A 14,934-nucleotide genomic window follows, 5' to 3' on the forward strand; every position below is an offset into this window, starting at 1 on the left:
TAACTAGGAAATTTTATGGTCGTTGTGTCAATTAGTATGGCACAGCAGCTATATTCTTTTATGATAAATGGTGAGATGGATAAATTAGTAGGTACTACTGCTAGGATATTAGCCCACCATAAAATAGCTTGCGTACTCAATGCGCAACTATTTTATGGTGGGCTTTTTTGTATAGTAAAAAGGAGATGGATGATGTGACATGGTCAGTATTACATATCATTGGCATTATTGCCTACGCCATTAGTGGAGCATTTGTTGCGTTACAGGCCAACTATTCTTTTATTGGCATATTTGTGCTTGGTCTGACAACGTCTTATGGTGGTTCCATTATCCGCAATGTTGTACTGGATATCCCTGTGTCAGATATATGGGAACGGCAATCCTTATTAGTCGTTTTAGTCACGCTGACGACCATTTTATTTGTCAAAAGGAACTGGATTCATCATTGGAACCGCTGGGGCTATTTCTTTGATTCAATTGGCCTAGCTTCTTTCGCAATACAAGGCGGATTGTTAGCAAAAAGCTTACATCACGACCTAGGTATCATTATTATAGCGTCGATGTTTACTGGTGTTGGTGGAGGGATGGTTCGAGATTTGTTAGCTGGTAGAACACCGCTTGCATTAAGAGAAGAAATCCATGCTGTCCTAACATTTGTATGTGCCCTTTGTATATGGTTAGGGTGGGACAGCCCGCTTGAATTGTCAGTCATTGTTATTTTTATAGTAGTGATTCGCATGTTATCTGTGAATAATAAATTAAAATGGAAGCCTCCTTTTAAACATTCCTATAAGAATGCAGAGGAAAAATAGGTTGATTGTCGAAATAGGTGAAGGTAGTTTTAATTCGAAAAAAGGAGGGGGAAAATGGCAATAGAACATTTACGTGAGTGGTTACTATCCTCAAATAATACAGTGATTCTAACAGGAGCGGGCATGTCAACGGAAAGTGGAGTTCCTGATTTCCGTTCAGCATCTGGTTGGTGGAAACAAATGGATCCAAGAACTGTCGCGACAACGGAAGCATTAACAGATCATTACTCATTATTTCATGAATTTTATAAAACACGTATTGAAAACCTAGAAAAGGTGGCTCCCCATGAGGGACATCATATATTAGCTGATTGGGAACGAAGAGGTTTAGTGTCTCTAATCGCTACTCAAAATGTGGATGGTTTTCACCAATTGGCAGGAAGTCAATCCGTCGAGGAGTTACATGGTTCGATCCGGTCTATTCGTTGTCATCGTTGCCAGCAGGCGGCTGTCATGGCAAGCTTCTTGAATAAGGCTAGTTGCGCCCATTGTGGTGGGAAACTTCGTCCAAATGTTGTGCTCTTCGGAGAAAGCCTACCACAAGCAAGCTGGCACTGTTCAATGGAGGCAATTAAAACAGCTGAACTTGTCCTTGTCATTGGAACGAGTCTTGAGGTATATCCCGTCAACCAACTACCTATGATGACAACAGGAAAAACCGTGTATATTAATATGGATATGTCACAGCAGACAACCCCATTTGATCTGACAGTGAGGGGAAAAATAAAAGAAGTGTTGCAAAAACTTCAAATTTAAAAAAGGCGCCCTTGCAATTTCAAGTGGCGCCTAAAACATTTGAGGTAGAAATTCCCTCATGAATCGTTGATTTTTTCTTAACCATATCTTCAAAATCATGCGATGTGTTAACAGTTTATGCCTTTTATTTGGTCTCGCCTTTGCTTCTATGAGGCTCTGTAAAAGAATACAAGTTTCAGTTGCAAAAGCTTGAGGTTCAACGAGAACATCCAGCTTGTAATTAATTAACTGGGCTGTCTGAACCTTGGCAAGTAATTGCGCAAATTGTGTATTCATGGTAGCGTAATTTTCCTCTAATTCTAGGTCAATCAATGCATAGAGCGTTTGCTCTATTTCAACTTCTAATTCCTCCAATAACTCTTTTGACGGCTGTGTCACTAGTTCACCCTCTTTTATACGACTAGATAACCAATAGCTGCACAAAGTACGCCAATTAGCAAGGTACTGGCAATATAGCTTATGGCTTGTCTCCATTTTTGTTGTTCTATAAGCTGTAGACATTCAAATCCAAAAGTAGAAAAAGTTGTGTAGGCTCCTAAAAAACCTATGCCCATTAATTGCCATAACCAATCACTAAGATGTAGGGCAAATAAGAAACCAAGCGCAAAGGAGCCTGTACAATTAATAATAAAAGTCGCCCATGGATAGGGATGTACAAGTAATTTTCCTAAATAAAATCTAGAAAGAGCGCCAAAAAATCCACCAATTCCGACTAAAATCATGTAATACGCCCCCTAGCAAGTCGTATTCCCAGCCATGTGCAAGCTAATCCACCTAAAACACTTACTGTAACATAGAGTACAGCCTGTAGCCACTCGCTATTTTCTAGGAGTAATAGTGTCTCTAAGGAAAATGTCGAAAAGGTAGTAAAAGCTCCACAAAACCCTGTACCTACTCCTAGTACAATAGGTGTGCGTTTTATAAATGAAGTAAAAAACCATGCTAAGCAAAAGCAGCCCAGTAAATTAATAAACAGTGTTGTGAATGGAAATATTTCTGTATTGGGAACGGCGAGACTCAGACTATATCGACAGATTGCACCAAGAATTCCACCAATTCCCACGGCTAGAAATGACCTCAACATAAAAACCCCTTACTGAAAATGACTATAATGAAAGTGTATCATGAGACAAAAATTTTAGAAATATTTCAATTCGAGTTATGTCCCAAAATCGATTGTTGAAATGTATATAGTGTATAGAAAGTTATAGATGCGCATGAAATAATATTTCGAAATATTATATGTGGAAAATGAAATATCTTTTATTATAAGGACAATTCTTTGTCCCTCTTATGTGAAGCCGTTGACGGAAAACCCGGTGACGGCTAATCCATAAACGGAAATCCAGACACTACTAAATAATAAATAACTAAATAATAATTAACTAAATAAAGATGATGAGATAAGCATATGGAAGGAGTGCAACAGACGCAAAAAGAATATTCTAGTGTCTACTACTGGGTATCAAAATCACTAGTCGTGTATTTCAGTCTTTAGGTTAATGTTTGTGCCGTAGAATTATTGTAAGGTTATAGACAACACTGTAATTTTAAGCATGTTCTCCCTTTGATTCCTTAGAGCATTTCAATGCTTTAAAGCGCTAACTATTTCCTGAAAATGATAAAAAATAACAGGGTGATAGTTGACAAATATTTCTATAGTGTGATAATCTTCAAGAACACTATAACAAATAAACTAAAGGAGGGCATGACAATGTTAATTTTATCAGTATCAAATTCAATCACAGTTACATACATTGTCCGTGCCTAACGCTTTATTTACTATTGCAGAACTAGGTATGGAATTATCCTGCCTTTTATAAGAGACACTTACTCTTTTAGGGTATGTGTCTTTTTTTGTGCAAAAAAGGTTGTAGTGCAAACAAAAAAGGAGTGTATGTATATGACAAAAACAGTTAGAAGAATGATTTTCAAAAAGGAATTTCTAGAAAGTGGGTAGTCATCCACAACAGCACGGAGGAAAGAAGGTTATGATGTATGTTTGATGTGTTAAGTAAATTAGGCTGGTTCTTTAAAAAATACTGGAAGCAATATACGGTGGCCATTGTTCTACTAATGGTTGCCAGTGGATTAGAGGTTGTCCCTCCCTATTTACTCGGTTCTATTATAGATCTATTGACAGCCGGAGAAATGACCCCAGCTATTTTAACAAAATATGTCTTGATTTTTATTGGGATTATTATTGGGGGCTATTTATTAAATTTTGTGTGGCAATTCCGACTATTTGAAGGAGCTATCAACCTTGAGAAAATTTTACGTCGTAATTTAATGCAGCATTTTTTACGTATGACCCCAACATTTTATGAAAAAAACCGTACCGGTGACCTGATGGCGCGTGCAACAAATGACTTGAATGCCGTATCCACGACAGCAGGTTTTGGCATTATGACGTTGATTGATTCAACGATTTATATGGGTTTTATCATTTTTGCGATGGGCTATATGATTTCGTGGAAGCTTACATTTTTTGCTATGTTACCAGTTCCTATTATGGCGATCCTCATTCAATATTTAGGGAAAATTGTTCATGAGCGATATATGAAGGCACAAGATGCTTTTGGGGAACTAAATGATAGTGTGCTAGAATCTGTAGCAGGAGTGCGAGTGGTGCGTGCCTATGTGCAGGAAAAAAAGGATGAGGCTAATTTTGCAGATATGAGTGAAGTTGTGTATGCGAAAAATATTCATACAGCGAAAATCAATGCTTTATTTGGTCCAATTACAAAAGTCGGAACGGGCATTAGCTATGTTGTAGCACTTGGTTACGGGGCTCATTTAGTGGCAACTGAGGCGATGACGGTTGGGCAACTGGTCACGTTTAATGTTTATTTAGGTTTGGCTGTTTGGCCGATATTTGCGATTGGTGAGCTCATCAATGTTATGCAGCAGGGGAATGCCTCACTAGATCGCGTGCAGGAAACCTTGAACTACGAGGCGGATGTTCAAAATATTCCGAATCCACAAATGATTGCGACACCAAATGCGATTGGCTTTGATGCCTTAACATTCCAATATCCGATGAGTCAGGTGAAAAACCTACAGCAGATTTCACTTTCCTTGAAAAAAGGCCAAACGCTTGGCATTGTTGGTAAAACGGGAGCAGGTAAAACAACCTTCCTACGCCAATTATTGCGAGAATACCCAATCGGTCAGGGACAGCTTTCCATTGACGGTATCGATATTACCGCTCAAACGAAGGAGCAGATCCTCGATTGGATTGGTTATGTGCCACAAGATCATGTGTTATTCTCACGAACTATTCGTGAAAATATATTATTTGGGAAAGAAGATGCAACACAAGCAGAGTTGCAGCAGGCGATACGTGCCGCGTATTTTGAAAAGGATTTAGACAATCTACCAATGGGCCTTGAAACACTTGTTGGAGAAAAGGGTGTCTCTCTTTCAGGCGGTCAAAAACAACGTGTATCTATTGCTCGTGCTTTAATTAAAGATCCTGAAATTTTAATGCTGGATGATTCACTCTCCGCTGTCGACGCGAAGACAGAGGCAAGAATTATTGAAAATATTCAGCGTGAACGTCAAGGTAAAACGACGATTATTACGACACATCGCTTGTCTGGTATTCAGCATGCCGATGTCATCATCGTACTGGATGATGGGCAAATTGTAGAGCAGGGAACACATGAGGAACTTCTTGCGCAACAAGGATGGTATAAAGAGCAATTTGACCGTCAGCAGCTAGAAGGAGGTGCCTCATGAGTACGAGTCAACGTTTAATGCGCTATGCGATGTATTTTAAAAAGCCGATACTATTAGGCTTATTCTTCCTAACAATTGCCGTATTCACGGAGCTTGTTGGACCGTTTATTGCGAAACATATTATTGATAATTACATGACAATCGGTCATATAGAAATCAAACCGATTACATGGTTGCTCATTGTGTATTTACTTTTAGCCATTGCAACAGCCATATTACGTTATTTTATGTATATTTATTTGCAAATTGGGGCAAACCGTGTTATCCAAAAATTACGTAAAGATGTCTTTGAACATATTCAAACTTTACCAATCCAATACTTTGACAATTTACCAGCGGGTAAAATTGTTGCGCGTGTAACAAACGATACAGAGGCAGTTCGGAATTTATATGTACAGGTACTATCCAATTTTGTGACGAGCTTCATTTCTATTTTTGGGGTGTATATAGCGCTCTTTATTTTAAATTGGAAAATGGCAATGCTTGCTTTAACCATGATTCCAATTGTTTATGTGTGGATGATTTTATATCGAAAATTTGCCTCTAAATATAACGATGTCATTCGTACAAAAATTGCAGATATTAATGCCATGATTAACGAATCCATTCAGGGCATGACAATTATTCAGGCGTTCCGTCGTGAGCAGCAAATGACGAAGGAATTTGATGACATGAATAATGAGCATTATGCGTATGAACGTAAGCTGCTGGTGCTTGATTCAGCTACATCCTTTAACCTTGTGAATACGCTAAGACTTATCATGTTTACGGTCTTTATTTTCTACTTTGGTACACGCTCATTCACATCAACTGAAGTGATTACAGCAGGGACATTGTATGCATTTGTTGATTACTTAACAAAGCTATTTAATCCGATCACGAATATTGTGAACCAGTTTTCACAGCTTGAGCGTTCACTCATTGCAGGTAAACGTGTCTTTGAGGTGCTAGATACGAATGGTGAGCCTGTTTCTGAAAAGAGCATCCCACGATATAAAGGAAATGTGGTTTTCGAAGATGTTTCCTTTGCCTATAAAGATAATGAATATGTGCTGAAAAACCTGTCATTTGAAGCACATCAAGGTGAAACAATTGCCTTAGTTGGTCATACAGGTTCAGGGAAAAGTTCCATTATGAACTTGTTGTTCCGCTTCTACGACCCATCAAAAGGCAAAATAACCATTGATGGCATTGATATTACTTCTGTTCCACGTCAAACGATGCGTGAACATATGGGTATTGTGCTACAGGACCCTTACTTATTTACGGGTACGATTGCATCCAATGTTAGTTTAAACAACCCGCGCATCTCTCACGAGAAAATAGAAGCTTCCTTAAATGCTGTAGGGGGAGAACGTGTTTTAGCTAATTTACCAAATGGCTATGAGGAACCAGTTATTGAGAAGGGCAGCACATTATCTTCAGGACAACGTCAGTTGATTTCGTTTGCACGCGCCCTGGCGTTTGATCCAGCAATTTTAATATTGGATGAAGCGACATCGAATATTGATACGGAAACGGAAGAAATTATTCAGCATGCGATGGATGTCCTGAAAAAAGGACGAACAACGTTTATTATTGCCCATCGACTTTCTACCATTAAAAATGCAGATCGTATTCTTGTACTTGATCGAGGAAAAATTGTAGAAAACGGCACGCATGATGAACTGCTAGCGCTTGGCGGAATTTATGACAAGATGTATCAAATGCAGGCGAACTCCTTACAATAATAGCTTAAAAGCCCCACTTCAACTGTGAAGCGGGGCTTTTCTATTTATCTTACATATTTGAAGACATTGATAAAGAATAACAGGACAGACAGCGCTACAGCAATTCCACCACCAGACACGAAAAGCTCAAATAACCAGCGTGGTACATCCCAATACACCATCATCATGCCAACAAAAAGGAAGGGTAAACCGAGATTGTAAAGCCAGAACTGTGCTTTGGCGAGACCTGTCTCCGCAGCATTTTTATAAGTCGAATAAATTAAACCAATGAATCCAGTAGTTAGCCAACCTACCACACCAATATGAGCATGTGTCGCTTTCCATTGAAGTTGAACCGTATAATGCATAAACAGGCCAAAAGCAAAAACAATTAATAAATAAAAGACTGAAACCTTTATCCATTTAGCACCCATTATCCACAACTCCTTTCTTGAAAGTGATTTTAGCTAGCTGCTACAGTATATTCTTGTCAAATTAAAAAGATGCTTGTATGTATTTGAAAATAAATGTTGTTGGTTTTCACTAAACTAAAATATTTAATGAGAACTTTTTGTAATATGTAAACTTTTCATGGAGTTCTGCGTTGTATAGGCAGAAGGGAGGTGGACATGGTAAAGCAATCAATGAATGCGTTTCTACAGCAAGCAGGAACGCTGCTATATCGTTATTTGAGAAAACGTGGATTAGCCCATGAGGATGCAGAAGATATCGTCCAAGATACATGTTATAAATTTTTATTACATAAAAATGGAATTCGGTCAGACAAAGTAATGAGTTGGTTATATCGTGTAGCAACCAATCAATTTTATGATCTCAAGAGAAAAGAAACACGTCATCCAACAACAGAATTAGAGGAAGTTCAATTGACTTCATTGATTCATATTCCTGAGATCCAGATGCTAAAGAAAGAAAAATTAAAGGACATACAGAACACACTGGAAACGCTATCCATTTTGCATCAGGAATTATTAATCCTGAAATATGAGCTGGGATTATCGTATAAGGAAATTTCAGCCTTGATGAATAAGAATGAAAACACACTAAAAACGCATGTCAGACGTGCTAGGGAAGAATTTACTGAACGATTTAAGGAGGATATTCATGATGAATAATGAAGAAAATGAATTTTTGTTTGATGATAGACAAACGAAAAAAATAATGAGAAAGGCAAGGTTTTGGTCAACAGTCAAAATGATTTGGATTACATTAATCGTTACCCCCGTTGTGCTAATAGCATTATGGTATGGGCTGAGGGCTTTATCGTTAAATAGTGCGCAAAAAGTAATGGATGATATTCATTTATTTAACGAAATAAGTGCGCCCAATGTTCAAATTAGTAATCAGGTTTATGACGATCATTTGCTGGGAGGGAAAATAACAACAACAACCTATAAGGTGCTTGGAGATCAGCATCGGCCATATATTTGGCAGCCTATCAAAAGCGATTATAATTTATTTGGAACGCTTACACGAACGGCCATTTCTAACCCCATCCAAATAGAAGGTTCAGAATCACTGGCGGAAACATCTCAATTCGAACGGTTTAATGACTACACAGGTGACCGAGAAATGTTTTTTTATCATCCAAGGATTTCCTACGACCATTATCAAGATAATATTAGTGAACTGCATCAATTGGAGAAAAATACTTTAGTAGAAATAGCTATTTCTTTTGATGATGCCTATGATTTTGGTGAAATTAAAAGCAAGCTACCTTCTGAAGTACAAGTAGATTGGTGGTGGGTGGATGCCTATACAGATGATACACTAGATTTTTTTAAGCAAGGACAGAATACTATTTCAGCCAATGATCCATACATTTATGGCTTTCAATCAGAGCAATCCAAACCAAAACCTCGACGCTCTTCAAACGACGAGGTTGAGACCTTTATTCGAAACATTGAGCTTCTTCGTAAAAGCAAGAACTTTGAGTGGGAAACAAACCAGGTTTATCAAGCTTTAGTAGGGGAAAATGGCACCCTGGAGAAAAGTGATGTGAAAATAAGTGGGGCTGTAGTAACTGGTACTCCAGAGCAATTGCAGTCTTTACAAGGACAAACCTACATTAAAGGGTCTATATTTGGGGTAATATCAAATCAGAAATAGAGCGTTGGAAAAGAGAATCGGCACAATCATGTAAAAAGATCAATTTTAGAAAGCTTATTTTGGATGAACCCTTCTCCAGAATAGGCTCTTTTATCGGAAACAATTTAGTTTAAAATTAAATAGTTTAGTGTTAAACTATTAACAGATAAACAAGAAGGAGATGTTGTTGCAATGGGTAAACTACAAAACAAAGTGGTCATCATTACTGGTGGTGCAGGTGGTATTGGTAGTGGAATGGCAAAAGCTATGGTAAAGGAAGGGGCGATTGTTACAATTGTTGACTTAAATGCAGAAGCAGGCGAGGCAATGGCAAAAGAATTACAAGAAATGTCTCCGAAGTCTATGTTTTTACAGGCTAATCTAATGGAACGCGACCAATTACCAAAAATTATTGATACAGTCGTAGAAAAATACGGTAAACTAGATGTGCTAGTTAATAACGCTCATGCTGCTAAACAAGTTACAATAGAAGAAACTACACAAGCAGATCTTGATTTGTCATTTGGAACAGGTTTTTATCCAACCTTCTATTTAATGCAAGCAGCCCTACCGCATTTAAAAGAAACTAAGGGTAATATTATTAACTTTGCATCTGGAGCAGGCATTCAAGGTCATGAAACACAGGCTGCTTATGCCGCTGCCAAGGAAGCCATTCGTGGTATTTCCCGTGTTGCCGCAAATGAATGGGGACGTTTTGGTATTAATGTCAATATCATTAGTCCGCTTGCTGATTCACCAGGTGTACAAGCATGGGCAAAAGCACAGCCAGAGTATTATGAAGCGGTGAGAAGTAAAATCCCGTTAGGCCGTTTTGGTGATATTGAGCAAGATATTGGTCGAGTAGCTGTTTTCCTAGCTTCTGACGATTCTCAATACATTACAGGTCAAACGATTATGGTGGATGGAGGCTCACTAATGCTTCATTAATTCTCAGCGTTTGAGGAGGATTTTTTTGAAACAGACAAATATTTTTAAACTGATTCATATGATTGAACAGGTGAACAATGCGAATATTATACGTTTTACAAAAGCGTTCCCATATCCTTTAGGAATTTCACCAATTTTAGTTTTAAATGAGCTACATGTCAAAGGCCCTCAAAAACAAGCCGAATTAGCTGAGACAATCGGCTATACAAAAGGTGCTATGACGAGCATTGCCGAAAAGCTGGTCAAGCTTGGATTAGCAGAAAGACTATATGATCCATCCGACCGCCGCACCATTCGCTTACAAATTACAGACGAGGGTCAAAGTGCTTTAGCAAAGGCTCAATCTATCGGAAAAGAGGTCTTTGTACAGCTTTTTGAAGTATTAGATGATGAGGAAATTGCCCAATACTTGCGGATTCAAGAAAAATTAGTACAGGGTATCCAGCAGAAATAACCATGTAAAAAATCAACCTACCTTTTAAGAGGTGGGTTGATTTTTCTTTGTTGTATATTTTGAAAACCCCTTGCTATGCGAGGGGTTCCAAAGAGCTTCTAGCTATGGACAAGAAAAAAACCCCAGCCGTACAATGAAATCAGGTCTGGTCAACCGACTTCGTACGAAAGGGGCTCCAAATGGATAATAAAAGTTTAGCACACACGACATGGAATTGTAAGTATCACATCGTCTTTGCGCCAAAATATAGAAGGCAGATTATTTATGGACAAATCAAAGCAGATATAGGTAGAATTCTTCGCCAGTTATGTGAAAGAAAAGGAGTAGAAATCATTGAAGCCACAGCCTGTCCTGATCACATTCATATGTTGGTGAGTATTCCACCAAAAATAAGTGTTTCATCGTTTGTGGGTTATTTGAAAGGGAAGAGTAGTTTAATGATATTCGATCGGCATGCGAACCTGAAATACAAATATGGAAATAGGAAGTTTTGGTGTCGCGGATATTATGTAGATACAGTAGGACGAAACAGAAAAATCATACAGGAATATATAAAAAATCAATTGCAAGAGGATATACTTGAGGATCAAATGACCATGAAAGAATTCATTGATCCATTTACAGGAGAAGAAATACAAGCAAAAAAGCGAAAATAATAAAACCACTTTAGTGGTAGCGTGAAAACGGAGTGCGGTTGGCGGACCTTTCAGTGTGTCTTTAGACATGGGCCAGTACCCCAGCGTTTCACGCGTAGAGCAAACCACCAGTTAGACTGGTGGTTCTGATTTAGGCGGATTGGGTACGTAAACTGGCGGATAAAACTCAAAATGTGACGGATAAAAAGAGGATTCTGGCGGATAGCTTTCCTTTTTTGCGTGATAGAATGGCTCTAAGTGGATAGAATGTCCACTGGCGGATAGCTTTCCTTTTTTAGGTGATAGCCATGCTCAGCACAATCCGAATGTCCATATGAACTGCTTGAAATGAAATAGTTCATTTAAAATCTAATTGTAAAATAGTTGAATTTATTGAAAATTGTCCGTCTTCATTTTATAATCAAAATACGGTTCTATTATAGAGACATTTGAGGTGTGAAATGACATTAAAAACATTAGATAACTCATTGGAGGTACTGAAATATTTTAATAAGGAAAATCCTACATGGGGTGTTCGTGAGCTAGCAAAAGAGATGGATATTAGTCACTCCATTATTTATCGGATTTTAGCAACCTTCGAAAAACAAGGCTTTCTTATTCAAAATCCTGAGACAAAAAAATATGAATTAGGGCTTCGCTTTCTAGAATATGGCCAGATGGTTAAAGATAAATTAAATCTTTCTGACTTTGTTTTACCAATTATGATCAACCTTGCAGATACCATCAAAGAATCCGTATTTTTAACATGGCTGGATGGAACAGATGGTGTCACAGTAGAAATAGCTGAGAGCTCTCAAACCATTAAGTTTTCAGTGTCGATTGGCACGCGGACACCACTACATATCGGGGCATCTTGTAAAGTCATCATGGCGTATCTACCTGAAGAGAGAAAAAAGGAGATCATGGAGCATGGGATGAAAAGATTAACTCCTGAAACCATTACTGACCCTGATGAAATGTTAGCCGATTTAGAAAAAATACAACAGCAAGGCTGGTGCTTTTCAACAGGAGAGTACTCTCATTCAGTATTTGGGCTAGGTGTACCTCTTTTTAATAGTAAAAAAGAAGTCATTGCCTCTTTAACAATTGCTGGCCCTATTTATCGTAAGCCAACAGAGGAGAAGTTACCTGATATGGTGAATGTTCTTCAATATGGAGCGATGAATATTCAACGGTATTTCGATCAATACAGCTTTAAATTATATCATGAATAAGCATGAAAAAGAGGCTCAAGATAGACATTAACTATCTTGAGCCTTTGCTTGGATTTTTTTCATGATGGATACGGCCTTGTCAATTTCTTCAAACGTATTAAAATAGTGTGGTGAAAAACGGGCCATTTTAGAAATTTGATTGCGTTCCATAATGGTATTCGCCATAAATGTGCCAGCTTCAATGATGACCCCATGTTCTGCTAAAGCATTGGTTAGCTCATCTGGTGACAGCCCTTCAATGTTAAACGGCGTAATCGATAATCGATGAGCACTATTTTGAGGACCATATAAGACAATGCCTGGAATGGTTGCAAGCTGTTCAATTAAATAGTTTGTTAGCTGCTTTACACGATCATATATGTGATGGATACCGATATTGTTCGCATAATCAATAGCTGCCCCTAAGCCGAAAATACTTGGAATGATCGGACAACCTGGCTCAAAACGTTTAGCTGTTTCTACAAAAGAATAGGCATTGTTCTGATAATCCCACTGGGTGCTGCCCCAGCCAATCATAATAGGCGTCAATGTTGGAATGAGTGCTTCTCGTACATATAAAATACCTGATCCTTCAGGGCCGCGTAGCCATTTCCGCCCACTTGCAACTAGAAAGTCACAGCCAAGTTCGGCAACATTAATGGGTGTTAAACCAAGTGTTTGATTGGCATTCATCAATGTTAGTACATGGTGTTGCTGGGCTAGTTGACATATTTCTTTGGCGGGCTGGAGTGCCCCAGCAGCGTTAGACATATGGGCAAAGGTAATCAATTTTGTTTGTGGTGTGATGAGTTGTTCAAGTGCATATAAATCTACCATATATTCATCATTGGTTTTTAACACTTTCAGCTGAACCCCTTGTTGCTGAAGGGCAAGCCAAGGTACATAGTTACTCAACATTTCTGTGTCGAGCACTATGACCTCATCTCCCTGTTTCCATTGCAAGCCACCTGCGACATAATTAATCGCCATTGAACCGTTTGGCACAAAGGCAATCTCCTCTTTTGTTGCGCCGATGAACAAGGCCGCTTTTTCTCGAATACGCTCTACTTGCGCATACGTTTCTTGACGAAAAGAGGGCAAGTAGGGACCAATACTTGCTTGTTTTTGGAGATAGCTAGTCATTTCATCCACTACTGGCTGTGGCATGGCAGATGCAGCAGCTGTGTTTAGATAAATATAGTGTTCAAGTAGCGGCATATCCTGTTGTATTTTCCTCATATCGATCATTGTACACACCAACCTTATAAAATGATTAATTCTTTCGAATAGGTCATTAAATTTTCGTAACCATTTTCTGTGACGATTAAATTATCCTCGATACGAACACCACCAACATCCTGCACATAGATACCTGGCTCCACGGTAAAGGCCATGCCTGGCTTTAACACTAGCTGATTCCGCTGCATCATATAAGGCTCTTCATGTGCACTTAAACCAATGCCGTGGCCAAGTCGGTGTGTGAAATAATTGCCATAGCCGGCATCGCGAATAATGTCTCTTGCCAGATCATCAATGGCATGAGCTGTCATACCTGGTTTTATGGCTGCTATGGCTGTTTCATTTGCTTGCTTCACAATGCTATAAATTGTTTTGAGCGTTGGAGAAACTTCTCCTAAAGCAACTGTTCTAGTCATATCCGCCACATAGCCCTTATAAATCGCGCCAAAATCTATGACGATTAATTCACCTGTCTCTATTTTCTTTGTGCTCGCTCTACCATGAGGAAGTGCACCTCGATAACCAGAAGCAACAATGGTTCCAAAAGGTGTTCCCTCTGATCCACGTCGTCTCATTTCATATTCTAATTGGGCTGCGACTTCCATCTCTGAAATACCAGCTTGAATAATCGGTAATGTGGCTGCAAGACTTTCTTCGACGATCTGTACAGCCTGACGGATGAGGGCTATTTCGTGTTCATCTTTTTCCATACGTATATCACGAATGGTTTCACCGATATCACATAAAGTGTCATATGTAAGGTTTTCGATAGCTTTCTGTTCCTTCACGCGCATGGTGTCAAACTCAACGGCAAGTGTCTGCGCTGTTCCTAGTTCTTTTTTTAGTTGCTGGATGGCCTGTGACGGTCCTTCCTCATCCGAATAGGATAGGATTGTCCTTCCATTACCCAAGTCAACTTTTGTTAATTCTACTTGTGGAACGAGAAAGTATAATTGATGATGAGCAGTAATAGCGACTACTGTTAGGCGTTCACTTTGCTTTAACTGAAGACCTGTAAAATAATACATGTTTGACCCTGGCACTAGCACTGCTACATCAATTGACTGTTGCTGCATACGGGAAACGAGCTGCTCTCTTCTTTTTTGAAACATTGAGTGATTCCTCCTAAAAACGTTTCTATTATAGAGACGTTGTATCTGAAAAATAGTATATATCAACAATAATGAATTTTCAATAAATTAAGATAGCACCATTTTGATAGAGGGCAATGAATGTAAAAGGAAGATAATTGACAAATGAGGGAATAGTATGTTGTAAATTTAGTAAATACTAGTGTACGTCTTTTTTTCGTTCATTATG

The 14,934-nt window shown here is 38.6% G+C and carries 16 protein-coding genes; 10 read left to right on the forward strand and 6 right to left on the reverse strand.

Annotation, left to right across the window (positions count from 1 at the left end; all coding sequences use genetic code 11):
- Nucleotides 1–185 precede the first annotated feature (185 nt).
- Both ACMGGO_RS09040 and ACMGGO_RS09045 read left to right on the forward strand, forming a co-directional pair.
- Nucleotides 186–812 carry a trimeric intracellular cation channel family protein gene (locus ACMGGO_RS09040; RefSeq protein WP_233732807.1) on the forward strand — a complete coding sequence of 209 codons (627 nt, stop codon included), beginning with the start codon at nucleotides 186–188 and terminating at the stop codon, nucleotides 810–812.
- Nucleotides 813–866: 54 nt separating this feature from the next.
- Nucleotides 867–1,568: an SIR2 family NAD-dependent protein deacylase gene (locus ACMGGO_RS09045; RefSeq protein ID WP_259951143.1), complete on the forward strand. Its 702-nt coding sequence runs from the start codon at nucleotides 867–869 to the stop codon at nucleotides 1,566–1,568.
- A gap of 30 nt (nucleotides 1,569–1,598) precedes the next feature.
- Here ACMGGO_RS09045 and ACMGGO_RS09050 read toward each other — a convergent pair whose 3' ends face one another.
- Genes ACMGGO_RS09050 through crcB (ACMGGO_RS09060) form a run of 3 tightly spaced genes read right to left on the reverse strand, consistent with a single transcriptional unit; the run spans nucleotide 1,599 to nucleotide 2,652 of the window.
- On the reverse strand, nucleotides 1,599–1,946 hold the full coding sequence (locus ACMGGO_RS09050) for a hypothetical protein (protein ID WP_048392463.1): 348 nt from the start codon (nucleotides 1,944–1,946) through the stop codon (nucleotides 1,599–1,601).
- 14 nt (nucleotides 1,947–1,960) lie between these two features.
- Nucleotides 1,961–2,290 carry a fluoride efflux transporter CrcB gene (crcB, locus tag ACMGGO_RS09055; protein ID WP_054550415.1) on the reverse strand — a complete coding sequence of 110 codons (330 nt, stop codon included), beginning with the start codon at nucleotides 2,288–2,290 and terminating at the stop codon, nucleotides 1,961–1,963.
- A complete protein-coding gene (gene crcB, locus ACMGGO_RS09060) occupies nucleotides 2,287–2,652 on the reverse strand; it encodes a fluoride efflux transporter CrcB (RefSeq protein WP_396631922.1) in 366 nt (121 codons plus the stop codon). The genes crcB (ACMGGO_RS09055) and crcB (ACMGGO_RS09060) overlap by 4 nt, the downstream gene beginning before the upstream one ends.
- 914 nt (nucleotides 2,653–3,566) lie before the next feature.
- On the opposite strand from crcB (ACMGGO_RS09060), the gene ACMGGO_RS09065 reads away from it, so the two are divergent.
- Nucleotides 3,567–5,309 (forward strand): ABC transporter ATP-binding protein, encoded by a 1,743-nt coding sequence (locus ACMGGO_RS09065; RefSeq protein WP_115673309.1) that lies wholly within the window; start codon nucleotides 3,567–3,569, stop codon nucleotides 5,307–5,309.
- Nucleotides 5,306–7,039 carry an ABC transporter ATP-binding protein gene (locus ACMGGO_RS09070; RefSeq protein WP_054550412.1) on the forward strand — a complete coding sequence of 578 codons (1,734 nt, stop codon included), beginning with the start codon at nucleotides 5,306–5,308 and terminating at the stop codon, nucleotides 7,037–7,039. Before ACMGGO_RS09065 ends, ACMGGO_RS09070 begins: the two co-directional genes overlap by 4 nt.
- 44 nt (nucleotides 7,040–7,083) lie before the next feature.
- Here the strand turns inward: ACMGGO_RS09070 and ACMGGO_RS09075 are convergent, their stop codons facing one another.
- On the reverse strand, nucleotides 7,084–7,452 hold the full coding sequence (locus ACMGGO_RS09075; RefSeq protein WP_048392470.1) for a hypothetical protein: 369 nt from the start codon (nucleotides 7,450–7,452) through the stop codon (nucleotides 7,084–7,086).
- 195 nt (nucleotides 7,453–7,647) lie between these two features.
- On the opposite strand from ACMGGO_RS09075, the gene ACMGGO_RS09080 reads away from it, so the two are divergent.
- From ACMGGO_RS09080 to ACMGGO_RS09105, 6 genes are all read left to right on the forward strand, one after another.
- Nucleotides 7,648–8,151 (forward strand): RNA polymerase sigma factor, encoded by a 504-nt coding sequence (locus tag ACMGGO_RS09080; RefSeq protein WP_403018639.1) that lies wholly within the window; start codon nucleotides 7,648–7,650, stop codon nucleotides 8,149–8,151.
- Nucleotides 8,141–9,145 (forward strand): anti sigma factor C-terminal domain-containing protein, encoded by a 1,005-nt coding sequence (locus ACMGGO_RS09085; RefSeq protein WP_420281818.1) that lies wholly within the window; start codon nucleotides 8,141–8,143, stop codon nucleotides 9,143–9,145. Before ACMGGO_RS09080 ends, ACMGGO_RS09085 begins: the two co-directional genes overlap by 11 nt.
- Nucleotides 9,146–9,316: 171 nt before the next feature.
- Nucleotides 9,317–10,072 (forward strand): SDR family NAD(P)-dependent oxidoreductase, encoded by a 756-nt coding sequence (locus ACMGGO_RS09090; protein WP_036077242.1) that lies wholly within the window; start codon nucleotides 9,317–9,319, stop codon nucleotides 10,070–10,072.
- A gap of 25 nt (nucleotides 10,073–10,097) precedes the next feature.
- Nucleotides 10,098–10,526, forward strand: coding sequence for a MarR family winged helix-turn-helix transcriptional regulator (locus tag ACMGGO_RS09095; RefSeq protein ID WP_004230567.1), 429 nt, complete (start codon nucleotides 10,098–10,100; stop codon nucleotides 10,524–10,526).
- 179 nt (nucleotides 10,527–10,705) lie between these two features.
- On the forward strand, nucleotides 10,706–11,182 hold the full coding sequence (tnpA, locus tag ACMGGO_RS09100; protein ID WP_115673398.1) for an IS200/IS605 family transposase: 477 nt from the start codon (nucleotides 10,706–10,708) through the stop codon (nucleotides 11,180–11,182).
- A gap of 440 nt (nucleotides 11,183–11,622) precedes the next feature.
- Entirely contained in the window at nucleotides 11,623–12,396 is a 774-nt protein-coding gene (locus tag ACMGGO_RS09105) for an IclR family transcriptional regulator (protein ID WP_036077236.1), read from the forward strand.
- Nucleotides 12,397–12,423: 27 nt separating this feature from the next.
- On the opposite strand, the gene ACMGGO_RS09110 is transcribed toward ACMGGO_RS09105, so the two are convergent.
- Together ACMGGO_RS09110 and ACMGGO_RS09115 are read right to left on the reverse strand one after the other, a co-directional pair.
- A complete protein-coding gene (locus ACMGGO_RS09110) occupies nucleotides 12,424–13,623 on the reverse strand; it encodes an aminotransferase class V-fold PLP-dependent enzyme (protein ID WP_387254458.1) in 1,200 nt (399 codons plus the stop codon).
- A gap of 14 nt (nucleotides 13,624–13,637) precedes the next feature.
- Nucleotides 13,638–14,726 (reverse strand): M24 family metallopeptidase, encoded by a 1,089-nt coding sequence (locus tag ACMGGO_RS09115; RefSeq protein WP_420281819.1) that lies wholly within the window; start codon nucleotides 14,724–14,726, stop codon nucleotides 13,638–13,640.
- Between the last annotated feature and the right edge of the window lie 208 nt (nucleotides 14,727–14,934).

Origin of the sequence: Lysinibacillus sp. BNK-21, from assembly GCF_048684915.1 — a bacterium.
In the GTDB taxonomy this organism is placed as follows: domain Bacteria; phylum Bacillota; class Bacilli; order Bacillales_A; family Planococcaceae; genus Lysinibacillus; species Lysinibacillus capsici.

What these genes read in the sequence shown, in the direction of transcription:
- ACMGGO_RS09040 (WP_233732807.1), top strand. Translation starts at nt 186, where the DNA reads ATGGATGATGTGACATGGTCAGTATTACATATCATTGGCATTATTGCC.
- ACMGGO_RS09045 (WP_259951143.1), top strand. Translation starts at nt 867, where the DNA reads ATGGCAATAGAACATTTACGTGAGTGGTTACTATCCTCAAATAATACA.
- crcB (WP_054550415.1), bottom strand. Translation starts at nt 2,290, where the DNA reads ATGATTTTAGTCGGAATTGGTGGATTTTTTGGCGCTCTTTCTAGATTT.
- crcB (WP_396631922.1), bottom strand. Translation starts at nt 2,652, where the DNA reads ATGTTGAGGTCATTTCTAGCCGTGGGAATTGGTGGAATTCTTGGTGCA.
- ACMGGO_RS09065 (WP_115673309.1), top strand. Translation starts at nt 3,567, where the DNA reads ATGTTTGATGTGTTAAGTAAATTAGGCTGGTTCTTTAAAAAATACTGG.
- ACMGGO_RS09070 (WP_054550412.1), top strand. Translation starts at nt 5,306, where the DNA reads ATGAGTACGAGTCAACGTTTAATGCGCTATGCGATGTATTTTAAAAAG.
- ACMGGO_RS09075 (WP_048392470.1), bottom strand. Translation starts at nt 7,452, where the DNA reads ATGGGTGCTAAATGGATAAAGGTTTCAGTCTTTTATTTATTAATTGTT.
- ACMGGO_RS09080 (WP_403018639.1), top strand. Translation starts at nt 7,648, where the DNA reads ATGGTAAAGCAATCAATGAATGCGTTTCTACAGCAAGCAGGAACGCTG.
- ACMGGO_RS09085 (WP_420281818.1), top strand. Translation starts at nt 8,141, where the DNA reads ATGATGAATAATGAAGAAAATGAATTTTTGTTTGATGATAGACAAACG.
- ACMGGO_RS09090 (WP_036077242.1), top strand. Translation starts at nt 9,317, where the DNA reads ATGGGTAAACTACAAAACAAAGTGGTCATCATTACTGGTGGTGCAGGT.
- tnpA (WP_115673398.1), top strand. Translation starts at nt 10,706, where the DNA reads ATGGATAATAAAAGTTTAGCACACACGACATGGAATTGTAAGTATCAC.
- ACMGGO_RS09105 (WP_036077236.1), top strand. Translation starts at nt 11,623, where the DNA reads ATGACATTAAAAACATTAGATAACTCATTGGAGGTACTGAAATATTTT.
- ACMGGO_RS09110 (WP_387254458.1), bottom strand. Translation starts at nt 13,623, where the DNA reads ATGATCGATATGAGGAAAATACAACAGGATATGCCGCTACTTGAACAC.
- ACMGGO_RS09115 (WP_420281819.1), bottom strand. Translation starts at nt 14,726, where the DNA reads ATGTTTCAAAAAAGAAGAGAGCAGCTCGTTTCCCGTATGCAGCAACAG.